The organism is Sphingomonas sp. AC435 (assembly GCF_979253005.1).
The window spans coordinates 227,543-242,773 of record NZ_CEEDCJ010000004.1 but is presented as its reverse complement, the minus strand read 5'-3'; the positions used below and the strand labels follow the sequence as shown (position 1 = coordinate 242,773).

The following is a 15,231-nucleotide window of genomic DNA, read 5'->3' as shown; positions in this document are numbered from 1 at the left end:
CCCTAGGTAGCATCGACACGCCAGAAGCGCGAGGAGCAGGAATGACCGACCCGAGCCCGTATGTCCGCCCGGACGTGAGCAAGTTCCTGGAGTATCTGAACAACCTGCCCGGCCCGCGAACCTATCAGCTGGAACCGCCCGCCGCGCGTGCAGTGTATTCGGCGATGCCCGGCGTGGCGGAGCCGCCGGTCGGCGCGCTGGCGGTGATGCGCGACCTGACGATCCCCGGACCCGGCGGGCCGATGAAGGCGAGGCTGTTCGATGCGCAGGAGACGCGCGTGCCGGGGCCGGCGATGGTCTTCTATCACGGCGGCGGTTTCGTGATCGGCGATCTGGAGAGCCACGCCAGCGCGTGTGCGGAGATCGCACGGGTTCTGGATATCCCGGTGATCGCAGTCGATTATCGGCTGGCACCGGAAGCGAAATGGCCGGCCGCACCGGACGATGCGGAAGCGGCGGCACGGTGGGTGGCGGACAGCCCCGAGGAGCTGGGGCGGAGCGTCACGGCGCTGGTGCTGTGCGGGGACAGTGCGGGCGGCAATCTGACGATCGTCACCGCGATGAGCCTGCGTGACCGACCGGCCGCCGTGCCGGTGATCGCGCAGGCGCCGCTCTACCCGGCGGCGGACATGACGGGCGGCGACTATGCGTCGGTGCGGGCGTTCTCCAAGGGGTACCTGCTCGATCGCGAGACGCTGCTGTGGTTTCAGGATGCCTACGCGGCGGACCTGCATCATGTGCGGTCGTCACCGCTGCATCAGGACATGGCGGGCATGCCGCCGGCCGTCGTCATCACCGCCAGCCTCGACCCGATCCGCGATCAGGGGCGTGCCTATGTCGCGGCACTGGCGCAGGCGGGGGTGCCGGTGGTGTACCGGGAAGCGGTGGGCAACATCCACGGCTTCCTGAACGTCCGCAAGGCGATCCCCTCGTCGCAGGCCGATGTCGCGGGCTTCCTGCTGGCGGTGAAGGGGATGATCGTCGAGATGGAAGGCGACCGCGTCATGCGGCAGGCGGCGGGATCGTGAGCGACCTGCCCTATCGCCCTTGCGCGGGCGTGATGCTGGTCAATCGCGAGGGGCTGGTGTTCGTCGGGCAGCGGCTCGATTCGACGCTGGAGGCGTGGCAGATGCCGCAGGGCGGGATCGATCCCGGCGAGGATGCCCTGACTGCGGCGACGCGGGAGCTATGGGAGGAAACCGGCGTTGCGCCCGACAAGGTCGAACTGGTCGCGGAGGCGCCGGGCGAGTTCACCTACGACCTGCCGCCGGAGCTGATCGGCAAGGTTTGGAAGGGCAAGTGGCGCGGGCAGGTGCAGCGCTGGTTCCTGTTCCGCTTCCTCGGCGAGGATCACGATGTCGACATCCGCACGCCGCATCCCGAGTTCCGCGCGTGGCGCTGGATCGAGCCGGCGGAGTTGCCGCGAGTCATCGTGCCGTTCAAGCGGCAGCTGTACGAGGATGTGCTGGCCGCGTTCGCGGGGCATCTGGGCGCATAGCCCTAGAAGGTCGAAAAGCGGATCGCCCAGAGACGGTTGCGAGCCGGCGACAATGTTATAGTAGGACAAGCGTGCTTACCCTCGCCCTTCTGATGAGCGCCGCGGTCGATGTGTCGGCGCCGGCTCCCGCCCCGCAGCAGACGGCGGCGGGGGCGATGATCCCGGAGAATATCCGGGCGATGCTGGATGCCGCGCTGGATTCGGGCAACGAGGGCGAGGTGTCGACGATCGTGAAATATGCGCGCTCGGCCGATCCGCTGAGCGGCGACGCGGTGCTGGCGATCGCGAACAAGTGGCGTGCGGACCGCGCGGCGGCACGCGAACGGGTGATCCGGCAGGCGAGCTTCCTGACGCTGTGGACGGGCAAGGCCGAACTCGGCGGCTTCGTGTCGACGGGGAATTCGGAGACGGCGGGGGGCAGTGCCGTGGTCGATCTGACGCGCGAGGGGCTGCAATGGCGGCACAAGTTCCGCGCGCAGGCGGATTATCAGGAAAGCCTGGGCATCACGACGCGCGAGCACTACCTCGCCAGCTACGAACCCAATTACAAGTTCGGCGACCGCGCCTATGCGTACGGGGCGGCACAGTATGAAAGCGACAAATTCCTCGGCTATTACGACCGTGTGTCGGTGTCGGGCGGTGCCGGGTACAGCGCGATCAAGCAAGCGAACATGCAACTCGATGTCGAGCTGGGGCCGGCATACCGGCACACCGCCTTTACCGACGGGACGGTGCAGTCGAGCCTCGCCGGGCGCGGCACGATCGACTTCCGGATCCGCATCCTGCCGGGGCTGGGCTTTACGCAGACCGCATCCGCCTATGTGCAGCGGTTCAATTCGACGGTGAACACCAACAGCGCCGTGCAGGCGAAGCTGATCGGGCCGCTGTCGGCGCAGCTGTCGTACAACGTCCAGTACGAGAGCATGCCGCCCGCCGGGCGCAAGACGACGGACACGATCAGCCGGGCCTCGCTGGTCTATTCCTTCTGACGCCGGTACATCCCCGTCGATGGTGGGGATGACTTCGAACGAGCAGGCCGTGGTCACGCGGCTGGATGCGGCGGCGATGCTGACACAAGTCGAGCATTGGGCGGCAATCAACAGCGGCACGCGCAATATCGACGGGCTGGCGCGGATGGCTACCGTGCTGGCGGATGCGTTCGCGGTGCTGCCGGGCGACGTTTCGCTGATCGAGCCGGCGCCGGTCGAGAGCGTGGCGGCGGATGGGATCGTGTCGCCGCTGGCACATGGGCGGCACCTGCTGGTGAGGGTGCGGCCCGATGCCGAACAGCGCGTGCTGCTGATGGGGCATATGGACACCGTGTACGGTGCGGACCACGCGTTTCAGACGCTGCACTGGCGCGAGCCGGGGGTGCTGGTGGGGCCGGGCGTGGCCGACATGAAGGGCGGGCTGGCGGCAATGCTGGCGGCGCTGACCGCGATCGAGGCGGTGGGCGGCTGCGCGCTGGGGTATGATGTGCTCATCAATTCGGACGAGGAGACCGGATCGCTGTCGTCGGCCGCGCTGATCGCGGAGGTGGCGGCGAGCAAGGTCGCCGCGTTGGGATATGAGCCGGCGCTGGCGGACGGCACGCTGGTCGGCGCACGCGGAGGTACGGGCAATTTCTCGATCGTGGTGCGCGGTCGGAGCGCGCATGCCGGGCGCAATCCCGAAGAGGGCCGCAACGCGATCGTCGCGGCGTCGGAGATCGCGGTGCGGCTGGCGGATGCGCGCGGCGACGGGCTGTGGGTCAATCCGGCGCGGATCGAGGGCGGCGGGCCGAACAACGTCGTGCCCGAACTCGCCGTGCTGCGCGTGAACTTCCGCCCGCGCGATGCCGGTGCGATCGCGCGGGCGCAGGCGGTGGTGGACCGGGTGACGGCCGAAGTCGCCGGGCGACGCGGCGTCTCGGTGGCGGTGCATGGCGGCTTCAATCGCCCGCCCAAGCCGGTCGATTCTGGGGCGGAAGCGTTGCAGGCGGTGATCGAGGATGCGGCAGGATCGCTGGGCATCGCGGTCGGCTGGCGGGACACCGGCGGGGTGTGCGACGGCAATAACATCGCCGCGGCGGGCGTGCCGGTGGTCGACACGATGGGCGTGCGCGGCGGTGCGATCCATTCCAGCGACGAATTCCTGCTGGTCGACAGCCTGATCGAACGGGCCGCGCTGACCGCCGTGACGATGCTGCGGATCGCGGCTAGGCTGCCGGCATGAGCCACCGCATCCGCGCCGCGACCGACGACGATCTTCAGCACCTGTACGAGATGGCGAAGCTGACCGGGGGCGGCTTCACGAACCTGCCGCCCGACCGCCGCGCGCTGAAGGCGAAGCTGGACCGCAGCCACGAGGCGTTCGCGCGGCAGGACGAGGCGATCGAGGACGAGTTGTTCGTGCTGGTGCTGGAGGATGTCGCGACGGGCGAGGTCCGGGGCACGTGCCAGATCTTCACGCGGGTCGGGCAGCGTCACCCCTTCTACAGCTATCGGCTGGGGACGCTGACGCAGGCAAGCAAGGAACTGGGGCGGACATTCCGCGCCGAGATGCTGACGCTGACCACCGATCTGGAGGGGGCGTCGGAGGTTGGAGGGCTGTTCCTGCATCCGGGCGAGCGCGCGGGTGGCCTGGGGCTGTTGCTGGCCCGGGCGCGCTATCTGTTCATCGCGATGCACCGGAAGCGGTTCGCGGATCGCATTTTGGCGGAGTTGCGCGGGGTGATCGACGAGGCAGGCGGATCGCCGTTCTGGGACGGGCTGGCGGGGCGGTTCTTCGGGATGAATTTTCAGGATGCCGACCAGTTCAATGCGACGAACGGCCACCAGTTCATCGCCGACCTGATGCCGAAGCACCCGATCTACACCGCGATGCTGTCGGATCACGCGCGATCGGTGATCGGCCTGCCCCACCCCAGCGGGCGAGCGGCGATGCGGATGCTGGAGAACGAAGGCTTCGCGTACGAGAATTACTGCGACATCTTCGATGGGGGACCGACGATGACGGCGCGGACGGATGCCGTCCGGTCAATCCGCGAGGCACGGGCGAGCCGGATCATCGCGGTCGATCGCGACGGCGGCGCGGAGGCGCTGGTCGCGTGCGGGCACATGGCGGATTTCCGCTGCACGTTCGGGCTGGTACGCGAGGCGGCGGACGGGATCGTGCTGTCGGTGGAGGCGGCGAGTGCGTTGGGCGTCGGTGAGGACGACCACGTCACGCATGTCGGGCGGCTGTGATGCGGGAGATCAATTTCGACGGGATCGTCGGCCCGAGCCACAATTATGCCGGCCTGAGTCCGGGCAATCTGGCGGCGACGCGGAACGCCGGGCTGGTGTCGCGGCCACGCGCGGCGGCGTTGCAGGGCATCGCCAAGATGCGCGCAAACCTCGATCTTGGGCTGGTGCAGGGCATATTGCTGCCGCACCCGCGGCCCGATCGCGGCTGGCTGGCGGCGCTGGCGAGCGATGTCGAAGCAGCCGAACCGCATCTTCTGGCGCAGGCGATGTCGGCGTCGGCGATGTGGGCGGCGAATGCGGCGACGGTGTCGCCCGCCACCGACTGCAAGGACGGACGGTGTCACCTGACCGTCGCCAATCTGGTGACGATGCCGCATCGCAGCCACGAATGGCCGGCGACGCTGGCGCAGTTGCGCGTCGCGTTCGCCGATCCGTCGTTCGTGGTGCATGGCCCGGTGCCGGCCCCGTTCGGGGACGAGGGCGCGGCCAATCACATGCGGCTGTGCGAGCGGCATGGCGAGGCGGGCGTCGAGGTGTTCGTCTACGGACGCAGCGGCGGGCCCTTTCCTGCGCGCCAGCACCGCGATGCGAGCGCGGCTGTCGCGCGGCGGCACGGTGTCCGTCACGCGCTGTTCGTCGAACAGTCGGAAGCGGCGATCGCGGCGGGCGCGTTCCACAACGATGTCGTCGCCGTGGCGAACGAGCGGGTGCTGTTCGCGCATGAACAGGCGTTCGCGGATCGTGACGGCTTCTACGCAGATTTGCGTGCGGCGCTGCCCGCGGTGGAGATCGTGGAGGTGCCGGCGGCGCGGGTATCGCTGGCGGATGCGATTTCCAGCTATCTGTTCAACGCGCAACTGGTGACGCTGCCCGATGGAAGCATGACGCTGATCGTGCCCGGCGAGGCGCGGGAGACGCCGTCCGTATGGTTGTGGCTGATGGAGCATGTCGCCGGCAACGGTCCGATCCGGCGTGTCGAGGTGGTCGACGTTCGCGAGTCGATGGCGAACGGTGGCGGGCCGGCGTGTCTGCGGCTGCGCGTGGTGGCCGAGCCGGCGCTGGTCGATCCGCGGTTTCTGGTGGACCATGCCCGACTGGACCGGATCGCGGCGGTGATCGAGGCGCATTGGCCGGAGGAGATCGCGGCGGACGGTTTGCATGATCCTGCGCTGATGGCGGCGGTCGAAGCGGCGCGGGCGGCGTTGCTGGAGGCGTTGGGTCTGGCCGAGCTGGTGTGACGGTCTGGTCGCAACGTTCCCCCGTTGATGGATCGCTCAGCGGTCATTCGAGCCGGGCTCGCCCCGCGTCCACGGTTCCGCATGCTATCACGTTCGAAGGATGCGGACATCGGCTTAGGCGTGTTCATGCCGAGCCCGCCGAAGCACGGACAGGATCCATGCCCTTCGACAAGCTCAGGGCGAACGGATCGGGACAGGCTCAGGGCGAACGGATCCGCCGGCTCGACGCGATATCGTCACGCTCCGATGATCGTCGATCCCAGGACGATCCCGATCCCGCTGAATGTGTCGGATTAACTTACGGGTAACCATCTTCGCTCGCGGCGAACCGACGCTCTTCCGCCATTGGCCCCAACCTTGCTATGTTTCGGGCATGTGGTCCCGCTTCGCCCGGTTGTTCGTCATCAAGACCAAGTTCGAGGCGTTCCTCGTGATCTACGGCCTCGCCAACGGCGCGACCGAGCGGGGCGTGCATTACATGAACCAGTATCCTGGGTGGGGTGGCGTGATGCTGTTCGCGCTGTGCCCCGTCGCGGTGTTCATGGCGGGCGCGCGCATCCTCGACTCGCTGGAGCGCGAGCGGGCGGACTATTGCGACTGACAGGATAAGTTGGTCGCACGGCGCGGCGACGTGACTATCTGAAGCGTCGATGAGTACGCTCACCCACCTTCAACGGCTCGAAGCCGAAAGCATCCACATCCTGCGCGAGGTAGTCGCCGAGGCGGAGCGGCCGGTGATGCTGTATTCCGTCGGCAAGGATTCCGCGGTGATGCTGCACCTGGCGAAGAAGGCGTTCGCGCCGGGACGACCGCCCTTCCCGCTGTTGCATGTTGATACGACCTGGAAGTTCAGGGCGATGTACGATCTGCGCGACAAGGCGGCGGCGGACGCCGGCATGGAGCTGATCGTCCACAAGAACCCGGACGCGGTGGCGGCGGGGATCAATCCGTTCGATCATGGCGGCCGACACACCGACCTTTGGAAGACCGAGGGGCTGAAGCAGGCGCTGACCGTGGGCGGTTACGACGCGGCGTTCGGCGGCGCGCGGCGCGACGAGGAGAAGAGCCGCGCGAAGGAGCGCATCTTTTCGTTCCGGTCGGCCAGTCACGGCTGGGACCCGAAGGCGCAGCGGCCCGAATTGTGGCGGCTATACAATGCACGCTTGAACCGGGGCGAGAGCCTGCGTGTGTTTCCGCTGTCGAACTGGACCGAGCTGGATATCTGGCAATATATTCTGGCGGAGGGGATCGAGATCGTGCCGCTGTATTTCGCGGCGCCTCGTCCGACCGTCGAGCGCGACGGCATGTTGCTGATGGTGGACGACGACCGGTTTCGCCTGCTGCCCGGCGAAGTGCCGGTGGAGCGATCGATCCGCTTCCGCACGCTCGGCTGTTATCCGTTGACCGGGGCGGTGGAGAGTCGCGCGGACACGCTGTCGGCGGTGATCCAGGAAATGCTGCTGACGACGACCTCCGAGCGGCAGGGCCGTGCGATCGATCACGATCAGGCGGCGAGCATGGAGAAAAAGAAGCGGGAGGGGTATTTCTGATGGGTGTGCTGATCGAAGCTCCCCTCCTCGAGAGGGAGAGGGCAGAATGACGGCCTACACACCCGAAGCGCTGATCGGTCAGGATATCGACGCGTACCTCGCCGGACATGCCGCCAAGACGATGCTGCGGTTCATCACCTGCGGATCGGTGGACGACGGCAAGTCGACGCTGATCGGCCGCCTGCTGTACGATTCGAAGACGATCTTCGAGGATCAGCTTGCCGCGCTGGAGGCGGACTCGGCGCGGATGGGGACGCAGGGGGCGAATATCGACTTCGCGCTGCTGGTCGACGGGCTGGCGGCCGAGCGCGAGCAGGGCATCACGATCGACGTCGCATACCGGTTCTTCGCAACCGAGAAACGCAAGTTCATCGTCGCTGATACGCCGGGGCACGAGCAATATACGCGCAACATGGTCACCGGCGCGTCGACCGCCGATTGCGCGGTGATCCTGATCGATGCGCGCAAGGGCGTGCTGACGCAGACGCGGCGGCATAGCTGGCTGGCGCATCTGGTCGGCATCCGCGAGATCGTGCTGGCGGTGAACAAGATGGACCTGATCGGGCATGACCGCGCACAGTTCGACGCTATCGTCGCCGATTACGCCGAATTCGCGAGGGGCATCGGGATCGACCGCTTCACGGCGATCCCGCTATCAGGCCTGACCGGGGAAAACGTCGCGACGCCGTCGCCGGCGATGGGCTGGTACTACGGGCCAACGCTGCTGGCGCATCTGGAGGCGATCCCGGTCGACAGCGACCGGGCGGCGGCGCGGCCGTTCCGATTGCCGGTACAGTGGGTGAACCGGCCGGATCTCGACTTCCGCGGCTTTTCTGGGATGATCGCGAGCGGCGGCGTGGCGGTCGGCGACCGGGTGCGCGTGGTGCCGTCCGGGCGCAACACGACGATCGCGCGTGTCCTGACCGCCGACGGCGAGCGCGGGCATGCGACGGCCGGCGAGTCGGTGACGTTGGTGCTGGCGGACGAGGTGGATTGCTCGCGCGGCGACGTGATCGCCGCGGCGGATGCACCGCCGCAGGTGGCGGACCAGATGCTCGCGACGATCGTGTGGATGGCGGACCAGCCGCTCGTTCCCGGTCGCGGATACTGGCTGAAGCTGGGTACGCAGATGGTCAATGCTACGGTGCAGCCGCCGCGCCATACCGTCGACGTGAACACCCAGGCGGAGGTGGCGGCGACGACGCTGGCGCTGAACGATATCGGCGTCGCGGAGGTCTATACCGACCGGCCGATCGTGTTCGAACCGTATGAGGAGGGTGCCGATCTGGGCGGCTTCATCCTGATCGATCGCGCGAGCAACGCGACGGTCGCGGCGGGGATGGTGCAGCATGCGCTGGCGCGGGCCACCGACGTGCACTGGCAGTCGGTGGATGTGACGCGGGAGGCGCATGCGCAGCAGAAGGGGCAGTCGCCGCGCGTGCTGTGGTTCACCGGCCTGTCGGGATCGGGCAAGTCGACGATCGCCAATCTGGTCGAGAAGAAGCTGCACGCGCTGGGCAAGCACAGCTTTCTGCTGGACGGCGACAATATCCGGCACGGGCTGAACCGCGATCTCGACTTCTCCGATGCGGGGCGGATCGAGAATATCCGACGGATCGGCGAGGTCGCACGATTGATGGCGGATGCCGGGCTGATCGTGCTGACCGCGTTCATCTCGCCGTTTCGCGCGGAACGGGCGATGGTGCGGTCGCGCCTGCCGGAGGGCGAGTTCGTCGAGATCTTCGTCGATACGCCGCTGGCGACGGCGGAGGAACGCGACCCCAAGGGCCTGTACGCCAAGGCGCGGGCGGGCGAGATTCGGGACTTCACCGGCATCTCCAGCCCCTATGAAGCGCCGGAGCGGCCGGAGATCAGGATCGACACGACGCGCGAAACTCCCGAAGCTGCGGCCGAGCGGATCGTGGAGTATGTCGTCGGCGTGTGGAGCCATGAACTGTGACCGACACCGAACTCGCGGTCGCCATCGCGGCCGAGGCGGGCGACTTGCTGCGCGCGATCCGGGCCGAGGGTGCGGAGACGGGCCGGGCGCTGGGCGATCGGGGCGACCGCGAGGCGAACGCGCTGATCCTGCGGCGGCTGGCAGAGGCACGGCCGGACGATTTCATCCTGTCGGAGGAAAGCCTGGACGACCGGGCGCGGTGCGGGGCGCAACGGGTGTGGATCGTCGATCCGCTCGACGGGACGCGCGACTATGCCGATGGGCTGGACGACTGGGCGGTCCATATCGGGCTGGCGATCGACGGGCGACCGGCGTTCGGCGCGGTGGCGGTTCCGCAATGGGGTCGCGTCTGGTGCACGGATCATGCGCGCGCCGTACTGCCTCCCCTGCCCCTCCGGCCGCGCGTCGTCGTCAGCCGGACGCGGTGCCCGGACATCGCTCTACGGGTGGCGACTGCGCTGGATGCGGAGATGCTGGGCATGGGATCGGCCGGGGCGAAGGCAATGGCGGTCGTGGACGGGCGCGCCGACATCTACCTCCACGCCGGCGGCCAGTATGAATGGGACAATTGCGCGCCGGCCGCTGTGGCGCTGGCGGCGGGGCTGCACGCGTCGCGGATCGACGGCAGTCCCTTGGTCTACAATTGCGCGGACCCGTTGCTGCCCGACCTGCTGATCTGCCGGCCGGAATTGGCGGAGCAGGTGCTAAGCGTCATCGCGCAGGCTGGTACAGCCTAGCCATCACGCGCCCATAGAGCGTGTCGCCGTCGACCAACCGGTCGATCATCGGCTCGTTGGCATCAGGCTGCGCACCGTCGCCGGGGAAGTAGCCGATGCGATCGGTGACGACCGGTGCGCCGAGCGCGACGTAGAAGGCGACCAGCGCCTCGACCGCACGCTTGGCGCGGGCGTAGTCGCTATCGGTGTCGATCCACGCGGACGAGGGAACGAAGATGCCGGCATAGTCGCGCCAGTCTGCCAAGTGGCGGACGACGCGCTCGACATGGCCGGCAGGGTCCCCGTCGGCATAGGCGCAGTCGAACAGGTACGTCGGTGCAGCAGCACGCGCGACGGCCGCGGGATCGGCGGGATCGGTCAGCACCAGAAAGCCGTCGTCATGGAGCCGGCGCGCGAAGGCGGAGCCGACGCGACCCCGCGCGCCCAGTACGATCGCACAGCCCGCAGCGCCCACCGTATCGCCGCGGCGCATCGCGGCCACGGCCGCCTGCCATTCACTCATTCAACGCCCCTTTGATGAACATCGTGACAGGTCGACCGATCGCACGCAACGATCGCAATTCTCGAACATTCGGTATGGAAGCGTTTGCGTCCGGACCCGGGCGTGATATGCCAGCAGTACAAGATATGGAGACGGATGATGGACCTCAGCTTCACGCCCGAGGAAGAGGCTTTCCGCGATGAGGTACGCAGCTTCCTGAAGGAGAAGCTGCCCGCGCGGCTGTCGAACAAGGTTGCGCACGGGCTGTCGCTGACCAGGGATGACATGGCCGAATGGCACGCGATCCTGAACGCGCGCGGCTGGCTGGCGAGCCATTGGCCCGAGCAATATGGCGGGCCGGGCTGGACGGTGGTGCAGCGGTCGATCTTCGAGGACGAGATGGCCCGCGCGAACGCGCCGCGGATCGTGCCGTTCGGGCTGAGCATGCTCGCCCCCGTGCTCATCAAATATGGCAGCGATGAGCAGAAGCAGCATTACCTGCCGCGCATTCTGGATGGCACCGACTGGTGGTGCCAGGGCTATTCGGAGCCGGGGGCGGGGTCGGATCTCGCCAGCCTGAAGACCAGCGCGGTACGGGAGGGCGATCATTATGTCGTCAACGGCCAGAAGACGTGGACGACGCTGGGCCAGTTCGCCGACTGGATCTTCTGCCTCGTCCGCACCGAACCGACCGCCAAGGCGCAGGAGGGCATCTCGTTCCTGCTGATCGACATGAAGTCGCCGGGTATCGAAGTGCGGCCGATCGTGCTGCTGGACGGCGACGCCGAGGTGAACGAGGTGTTCTTCACCGATGTCCGCGTGCCGGTGGAGAACCTCGTCGGGCAGGAGAACAAGGGCTGGACCTATGCCAAGTACCTGCTGACCTATGAGCGGACCAACATTGCGGGGGTCGGATCGTCGGCGGCGGCGTTCGACCGGTTGCGCAGCGTCGCGGGCAAGATCACGCGGGGCGGCAAGCCGCTGACCGACGACCCCCTTTTCGCGGCGCGGATGGCGCGGATAGAGATCGACCTCGCCAATATGGCGACGACCAACATGCGCGTCGTCGCGGCGGCGGCGGGTGGCGGTGCGCCGGGCGCGGAAAGCTCGATGCTGAAGATCAAGGGTACGGAGATTCGGCAGGCGATCACCGCGCTCTCCCGCCGCGCCTATGGCGCCTATGCGATCCCGTTCATCCCGGAGGCGCTGGAGGACGGTTACAACGGCGAGCCGGTCGGACCTGAGGATGCCGGTGCGGCTGCGCCGACCTATTTCAACATGCGCAAGCTGTCGATCTTCGGGGGATCGAACGAAGTGCAGAAGAACATCATTTCCAAGATGATCGTGGGGCTCTGATGGATTTCCAGCATAGCGAGGACCGGCAGATGCTGGCCGACACGCTGCGCCGCTATCTGGCGGACGCGGCGCCGGTCGATGCGCGCAACAGGGCTGCGTACGGCGAGACGGGGTATTCGCCCGAGGTCTGGGCGGGGCTCGGCGAGCTGGGCATCGCAGGCGCGCTGTTCGCGGAGGATGTCGGCGGGTTCGGCGGCAGCGGTTTCGACATCATGGTCGTGTTCGAGGAACTCGGCAGGGCGCTGGCGGTGGAGCCGTTCCTCGGCACGCTGATGGTCGGCCGCGCACTGGCTATAGCCGACGCAGTGCCGGAGGGGATCGTCGCGGGTACGACGATCGCGGCGTTCGCGCATGCCGAGCCGCAGGATCGTGCGCCGGGCGAGGCGCTGGCGACCAGGGCGGTGAGAGATGGCGACGGTTGGTCACTGACGGGTGCGAAAGCGGTCGTCGCGCAGGCGGAGGCGGCGGACGTGTTGCTGGTGTCGGCGCAGACCGACGCGGGCATGGCGCTGTTCCTCGTGTCGAAGGGCGCGGAGGGGCTGACGATCCACGGCTACAACACCGTCGACGGCGGACGCGCGGGCGAGGTTCGGCTGAACGGCGTGCGCGTGGCGGCTCCGGTCGGCGGCGATGCCGAAGCGGCGATCGCGGCGGCGGAGGCGGCGGGGCTGCTGGCGCTCTCGGCGGAAGCGCTGGGCGCGATGGACGTCGCGAAGACCGCGACAATCGAATACCTCCAGACGCGCAAGCAGTTCGGCGTGCCGATCGGCAAGTTCCAGGCGCTGCAACATCGCATCGCGACGGTGCTGCTGGAGGTGGAGCAGGCGCGGTCCGCCGTCATCAACGCGGCGGATGCGTTCGGAAAGCCGGGTGTCGAGCGGGCTTTGGCGGCGGCGAAATACACGGTCGGCGCGACGGGACAACTGGTGGCGGAGGAAGCGATCCAGCTTCACGGCGGCATCGGCATGACGTGGGAATTGCCGCTGTCCCACTATGCCAAGCGGTTGACGATGATCGATCACCAGTTGGGCGATCAGGACGAGCATTTGCAGCGCTACATCGCGCTGGGCCGGGCGGCCTGATCCGGGAGCGGTCGGTGTCCGCCGGCCGCTACCGCAGGCATTCCGCGACCCGCTGTTTCGAGTCCGCATCCCAGGCGGTATCGGTGACGATGCCCAGACCGGCATAGCCGTCCTGCGAGCCCGCCGGTTGCACGATCGCGAATACCGCCTGCCCATTCGTCAGGCCGGCGACCTGCGTACGCGCCGGCGACGTCAACGCCAGCGGCTTCCAGCTCGGCAATGCCCGACGATAATGGGCGACCACGGCAGGTGCCTCCGCAACCGGGACCCTGAGAATACGGCTGTCGACGCAACGGTGATCCGGCTTCAGCGTCCGCAGGACCGCGACGGTCGCGCCGACCAGTTCGGATCGCAACGGCTCCGTGAACGGAAGATAGGCGTCGTCGCGCGCACCGGCCGGATCGGGGGGACCGTCGATCGGGGCCGGCGGCTGGCATGCCGCCAGCGCCAGCGCCCCTATCGATATCGCCGACCGGACGAGGATCATCCGATTACGGCGTCGCATCCGTGGACACCGTGGTGACGGCGCTGCGGAAAGCGGAGAGCGGATTGGATTCGGCGGAGACATAGCCACGCGTGTCGGTCGGAACCGCCGCGTCCGTCAACCGCGCGACGATGTCGCCCGTACCACCGGTGCCCGACAGCGAGTTGATCGCCGAGCCGAGCCAATCCTTCGCCAGCGACGCCGCCGGTCCGGTCACGTCGGCCTTGTCGACGAGGCTCAGCCCTGCCTGGAAGATATTGGTGGCGAGTTCGCGCTGCTTGGCGGCGTCGCTGTCGATCGATTTGACCGAGGCCGAGACGGCGCCGGTCAGGTAACCGAGGCCGGTCGCCGTCTGGTAATGGCCATCCACCTCCGCGTTGAAAGCGGCGGTCGCATTCGTCGCCCCGTTCGAGCCCGCCGCGACCAGCGCGACCTGCTGACCCAAACGCGCCTGTCCGGCGTCACCGTTGAGCACCATCTGCTTCGTATAAGCCGCGACGGCGCTGCCCTGCCACGTCGAGATGTCCCCGGACCCCGCCAGCGGCGTCTTGAAGCTCGCCAGATCGTTGATGATGCGGCTGGGATCGCTGTCGATGATCGTCGCCAGACTGTTCGCCATCCCCGCGCACGCCTTGTTCGCCGGGTCCGCACGCACCCCGAGCAGGGTCGCGCCGAGCTGGTTGTCGATCCGCTCGCCGCGCAGCACGTCGGCACCCGCCGCGAACACCTGCGCCTTGTTGTGCGGATCGCCCATCGTCGCCGCGGCCTTTGAGAGGTCGCGGAACAGGGTGATGTCGTAATCCGGGTTGCCGGCCGGCCCCTGACCGTTGCCGGCGGACAAGCGCGCGCCGATCGCGGCGGTGAACACCGCCTTCTGCTGCTCGCCCGTCAGGGACGCGAAGCCGCGTTCGGCAGCGCCGCCACGCAGCGACGCGAGCACCTCTCCCGAAGCCCGGGCCTGCGCATTGCCGATGTGGATCGTGCCGCCGAAACTGGTGGCCGCGAATTGCGAGTCGTGACCGGTCGCTGTCGTGTCCTTCGCCAGGGCACCGATGAAATCGACCTTTGCCGCGACCGTCGCGTGCGACGCCACCGCATGGCCGAGTTCGCGGGCATAGGTCGCACCGTCCGTACCGTCCGGCTTGCCACCGGTCGAACCGTCACCCTGGTCGACCTTGCCGAAGGCACGGCTGAGCGAGGCGAGGCCGGGGCCGTCGAGCGACTTGGCCATGCTGGCGAAGAATCCCTGACGATCCGATGCGGCAAGGCCGGAGCCGACCAGCATCGTATCGTCCGTCAAGGCCGCCGCGACCGTGTCCAAGGTTCCCGACCGCTGAAGGTCGGCGACGACCCGCTTCGCATCGGCGGGCGAGAGTGCCGTAAGAAGGTCCTTGATCGCGGTGATGTCACCGTCGGTCTGGACCCCGAGGAAGCCGGTACCGTCGAGATGCGCCTTGATCTGGGCGACCGTATCTGTCTTCGAGCTTGCGGCGGTTGCGGGAGCCGTCGAGGGGCGGACCTGTGTGCCCGTGATTGGATCGACCATCACTGCTTCTCCTAAAGCGTTGGCAGGGTTCTAGCCGGCGGCGTGCACCCCGGCTGTAATCGTTTCGTGTAG

Annotated in this window: 15 protein-coding genes; 12 read left to right on the top strand and 3 right to left on the bottom strand. The window is 67.8% G+C overall.

Annotated elements, in window-relative coordinates; genetic code table 11:
- The first annotated feature begins 41 nt into the window (after positions 1–41).
- The 10 genes from AC0CH8_RS10170 (at position 42) to AC0CH8_RS10125 (ending at position 10,210) form a co-directional block, all read left to right on the top strand.
- Positions 42–1,028, top strand: a complete 987-nt coding sequence (locus tag AC0CH8_RS10170; RefSeq protein ID WP_465239782.1) for an alpha/beta hydrolase — start codon at positions 42–44, stop codon at positions 1,026–1,028.
- The gene (locus tag AC0CH8_RS10165; protein ID WP_465239781.1) at positions 1,025–1,498 is read left to right on the top strand and encodes an RNA pyrophosphohydrolase; all 474 of its coding nucleotides are present in this window, start codon (positions 1,025–1,027) and stop codon (positions 1,496–1,498) included. The genes AC0CH8_RS10170 and AC0CH8_RS10165 overlap by 4 nt, the downstream gene beginning before the upstream one ends.
- A gap of 71 nt (positions 1,499–1,569) precedes the next feature.
- The gene (locus AC0CH8_RS10160; protein WP_465239780.1) at positions 1,570–2,487 is read left to right on the top strand and encodes a DUF481 domain-containing protein; all 918 of its coding nucleotides are present in this window, start codon (positions 1,570–1,572) and stop codon (positions 2,485–2,487) included.
- Between the two features lie 19 nt (positions 2,488–2,506).
- Positions 2,507–3,712: a hydrolase gene (locus AC0CH8_RS10155; protein WP_465239779.1), complete on the top strand. Its 1,206-nt coding sequence runs from the start codon at positions 2,507–2,509 to the stop codon at positions 3,710–3,712.
- Positions 3,709–4,725: an arginine N-succinyltransferase gene (locus tag AC0CH8_RS10150; RefSeq protein WP_204193109.1), complete on the top strand. Its 1,017-nt coding sequence runs from the start codon at positions 3,709–3,711 to the stop codon at positions 4,723–4,725. The genes AC0CH8_RS10155 and AC0CH8_RS10150 overlap by 4 nt, the downstream gene beginning before the upstream one ends.
- Entirely contained in the window at positions 4,725–5,963 is a 1,239-nt protein-coding gene (locus AC0CH8_RS10145) for an N-succinylarginine dihydrolase (protein ID WP_465239778.1), read from the top strand. The genes AC0CH8_RS10150 and AC0CH8_RS10145 overlap by 1 nt, the downstream gene beginning before the upstream one ends.
- Before the next feature lie 373 nt (positions 5,964–6,336).
- Positions 6,337–6,564 (top strand): hypothetical protein, encoded by a 228-nt coding sequence (locus AC0CH8_RS10140; protein ID WP_465239777.1) that lies wholly within the window; start codon positions 6,337–6,339, stop codon positions 6,562–6,564.
- A gap of 49 nt (positions 6,565–6,613) precedes the next feature.
- Complete coding sequence (gene cysD, locus AC0CH8_RS10135; protein ID WP_465239776.1) at positions 6,614–7,513, top strand: sulfate adenylyltransferase subunit CysD; 900 nt, start codon at positions 6,614–6,616, stop codon at positions 7,511–7,513.
- A gap of 46 nt (positions 7,514–7,559) precedes the next feature.
- Positions 7,560–9,473: a sulfate adenylyltransferase subunit CysN gene (gene cysN / locus AC0CH8_RS10130; protein ID WP_465239775.1), complete on the top strand. Its 1,914-nt coding sequence runs from the start codon at positions 7,560–7,562 to the stop codon at positions 9,471–9,473.
- Positions 9,470–10,210, top strand: a complete 741-nt coding sequence (locus AC0CH8_RS10125; RefSeq protein ID WP_465239774.1) for a 3'(2'),5'-bisphosphate nucleotidase CysQ — start codon at positions 9,470–9,472, stop codon at positions 10,208–10,210. Before cysN ends, AC0CH8_RS10125 begins: the two co-directional genes overlap by 4 nt.
- On the opposite strand, the gene AC0CH8_RS10120 is transcribed toward AC0CH8_RS10125, so the two are convergent.
- A complete protein-coding gene (locus AC0CH8_RS10120) occupies positions 10,185–10,712 on the bottom strand; it encodes a hypothetical protein (protein WP_465239773.1) in 528 nt (175 codons plus the stop codon). The genes AC0CH8_RS10125 and AC0CH8_RS10120 overlap by 26 nt on opposite strands.
- Before the next feature lie 138 nt (positions 10,713–10,850).
- On the opposite strand from AC0CH8_RS10120, the gene AC0CH8_RS10115 reads away from it, so the two are divergent.
- Positions 10,851–12,047 (top strand): acyl-CoA dehydrogenase family protein, encoded by a 1,197-nt coding sequence (locus AC0CH8_RS10115; protein ID WP_465239972.1) that lies wholly within the window; start codon positions 10,851–10,853, stop codon positions 12,045–12,047.
- Complete coding sequence (locus AC0CH8_RS10110) at positions 12,047–13,129, top strand: acyl-CoA dehydrogenase family protein (protein ID WP_465239772.1); 1,083 nt, start codon at positions 12,047–12,049, stop codon at positions 13,127–13,129. The genes AC0CH8_RS10115 and AC0CH8_RS10110 overlap by 1 nt, the downstream gene beginning before the upstream one ends.
- 28 nt (positions 13,130–13,157) lie before the next feature.
- Here the strand turns inward: AC0CH8_RS10110 and AC0CH8_RS10105 are convergent, their stop codons facing one another.
- Together AC0CH8_RS10105 and AC0CH8_RS10100 are read right to left on the bottom strand one after the other, a co-directional pair.
- A complete protein-coding gene (locus AC0CH8_RS10105) occupies positions 13,158–13,634 on the bottom strand; it encodes a hypothetical protein (RefSeq protein ID WP_465239771.1) in 477 nt (158 codons plus the stop codon).
- Entirely contained in the window at positions 13,621–15,159 is a 1,539-nt protein-coding gene (locus AC0CH8_RS10100) for a hypothetical protein (protein WP_465239770.1), read from the bottom strand. The genes AC0CH8_RS10105 and AC0CH8_RS10100 overlap by 14 nt, the downstream gene beginning before the upstream one ends.
- Between the last annotated feature and the right edge of the window lie 72 nt (positions 15,160–15,231).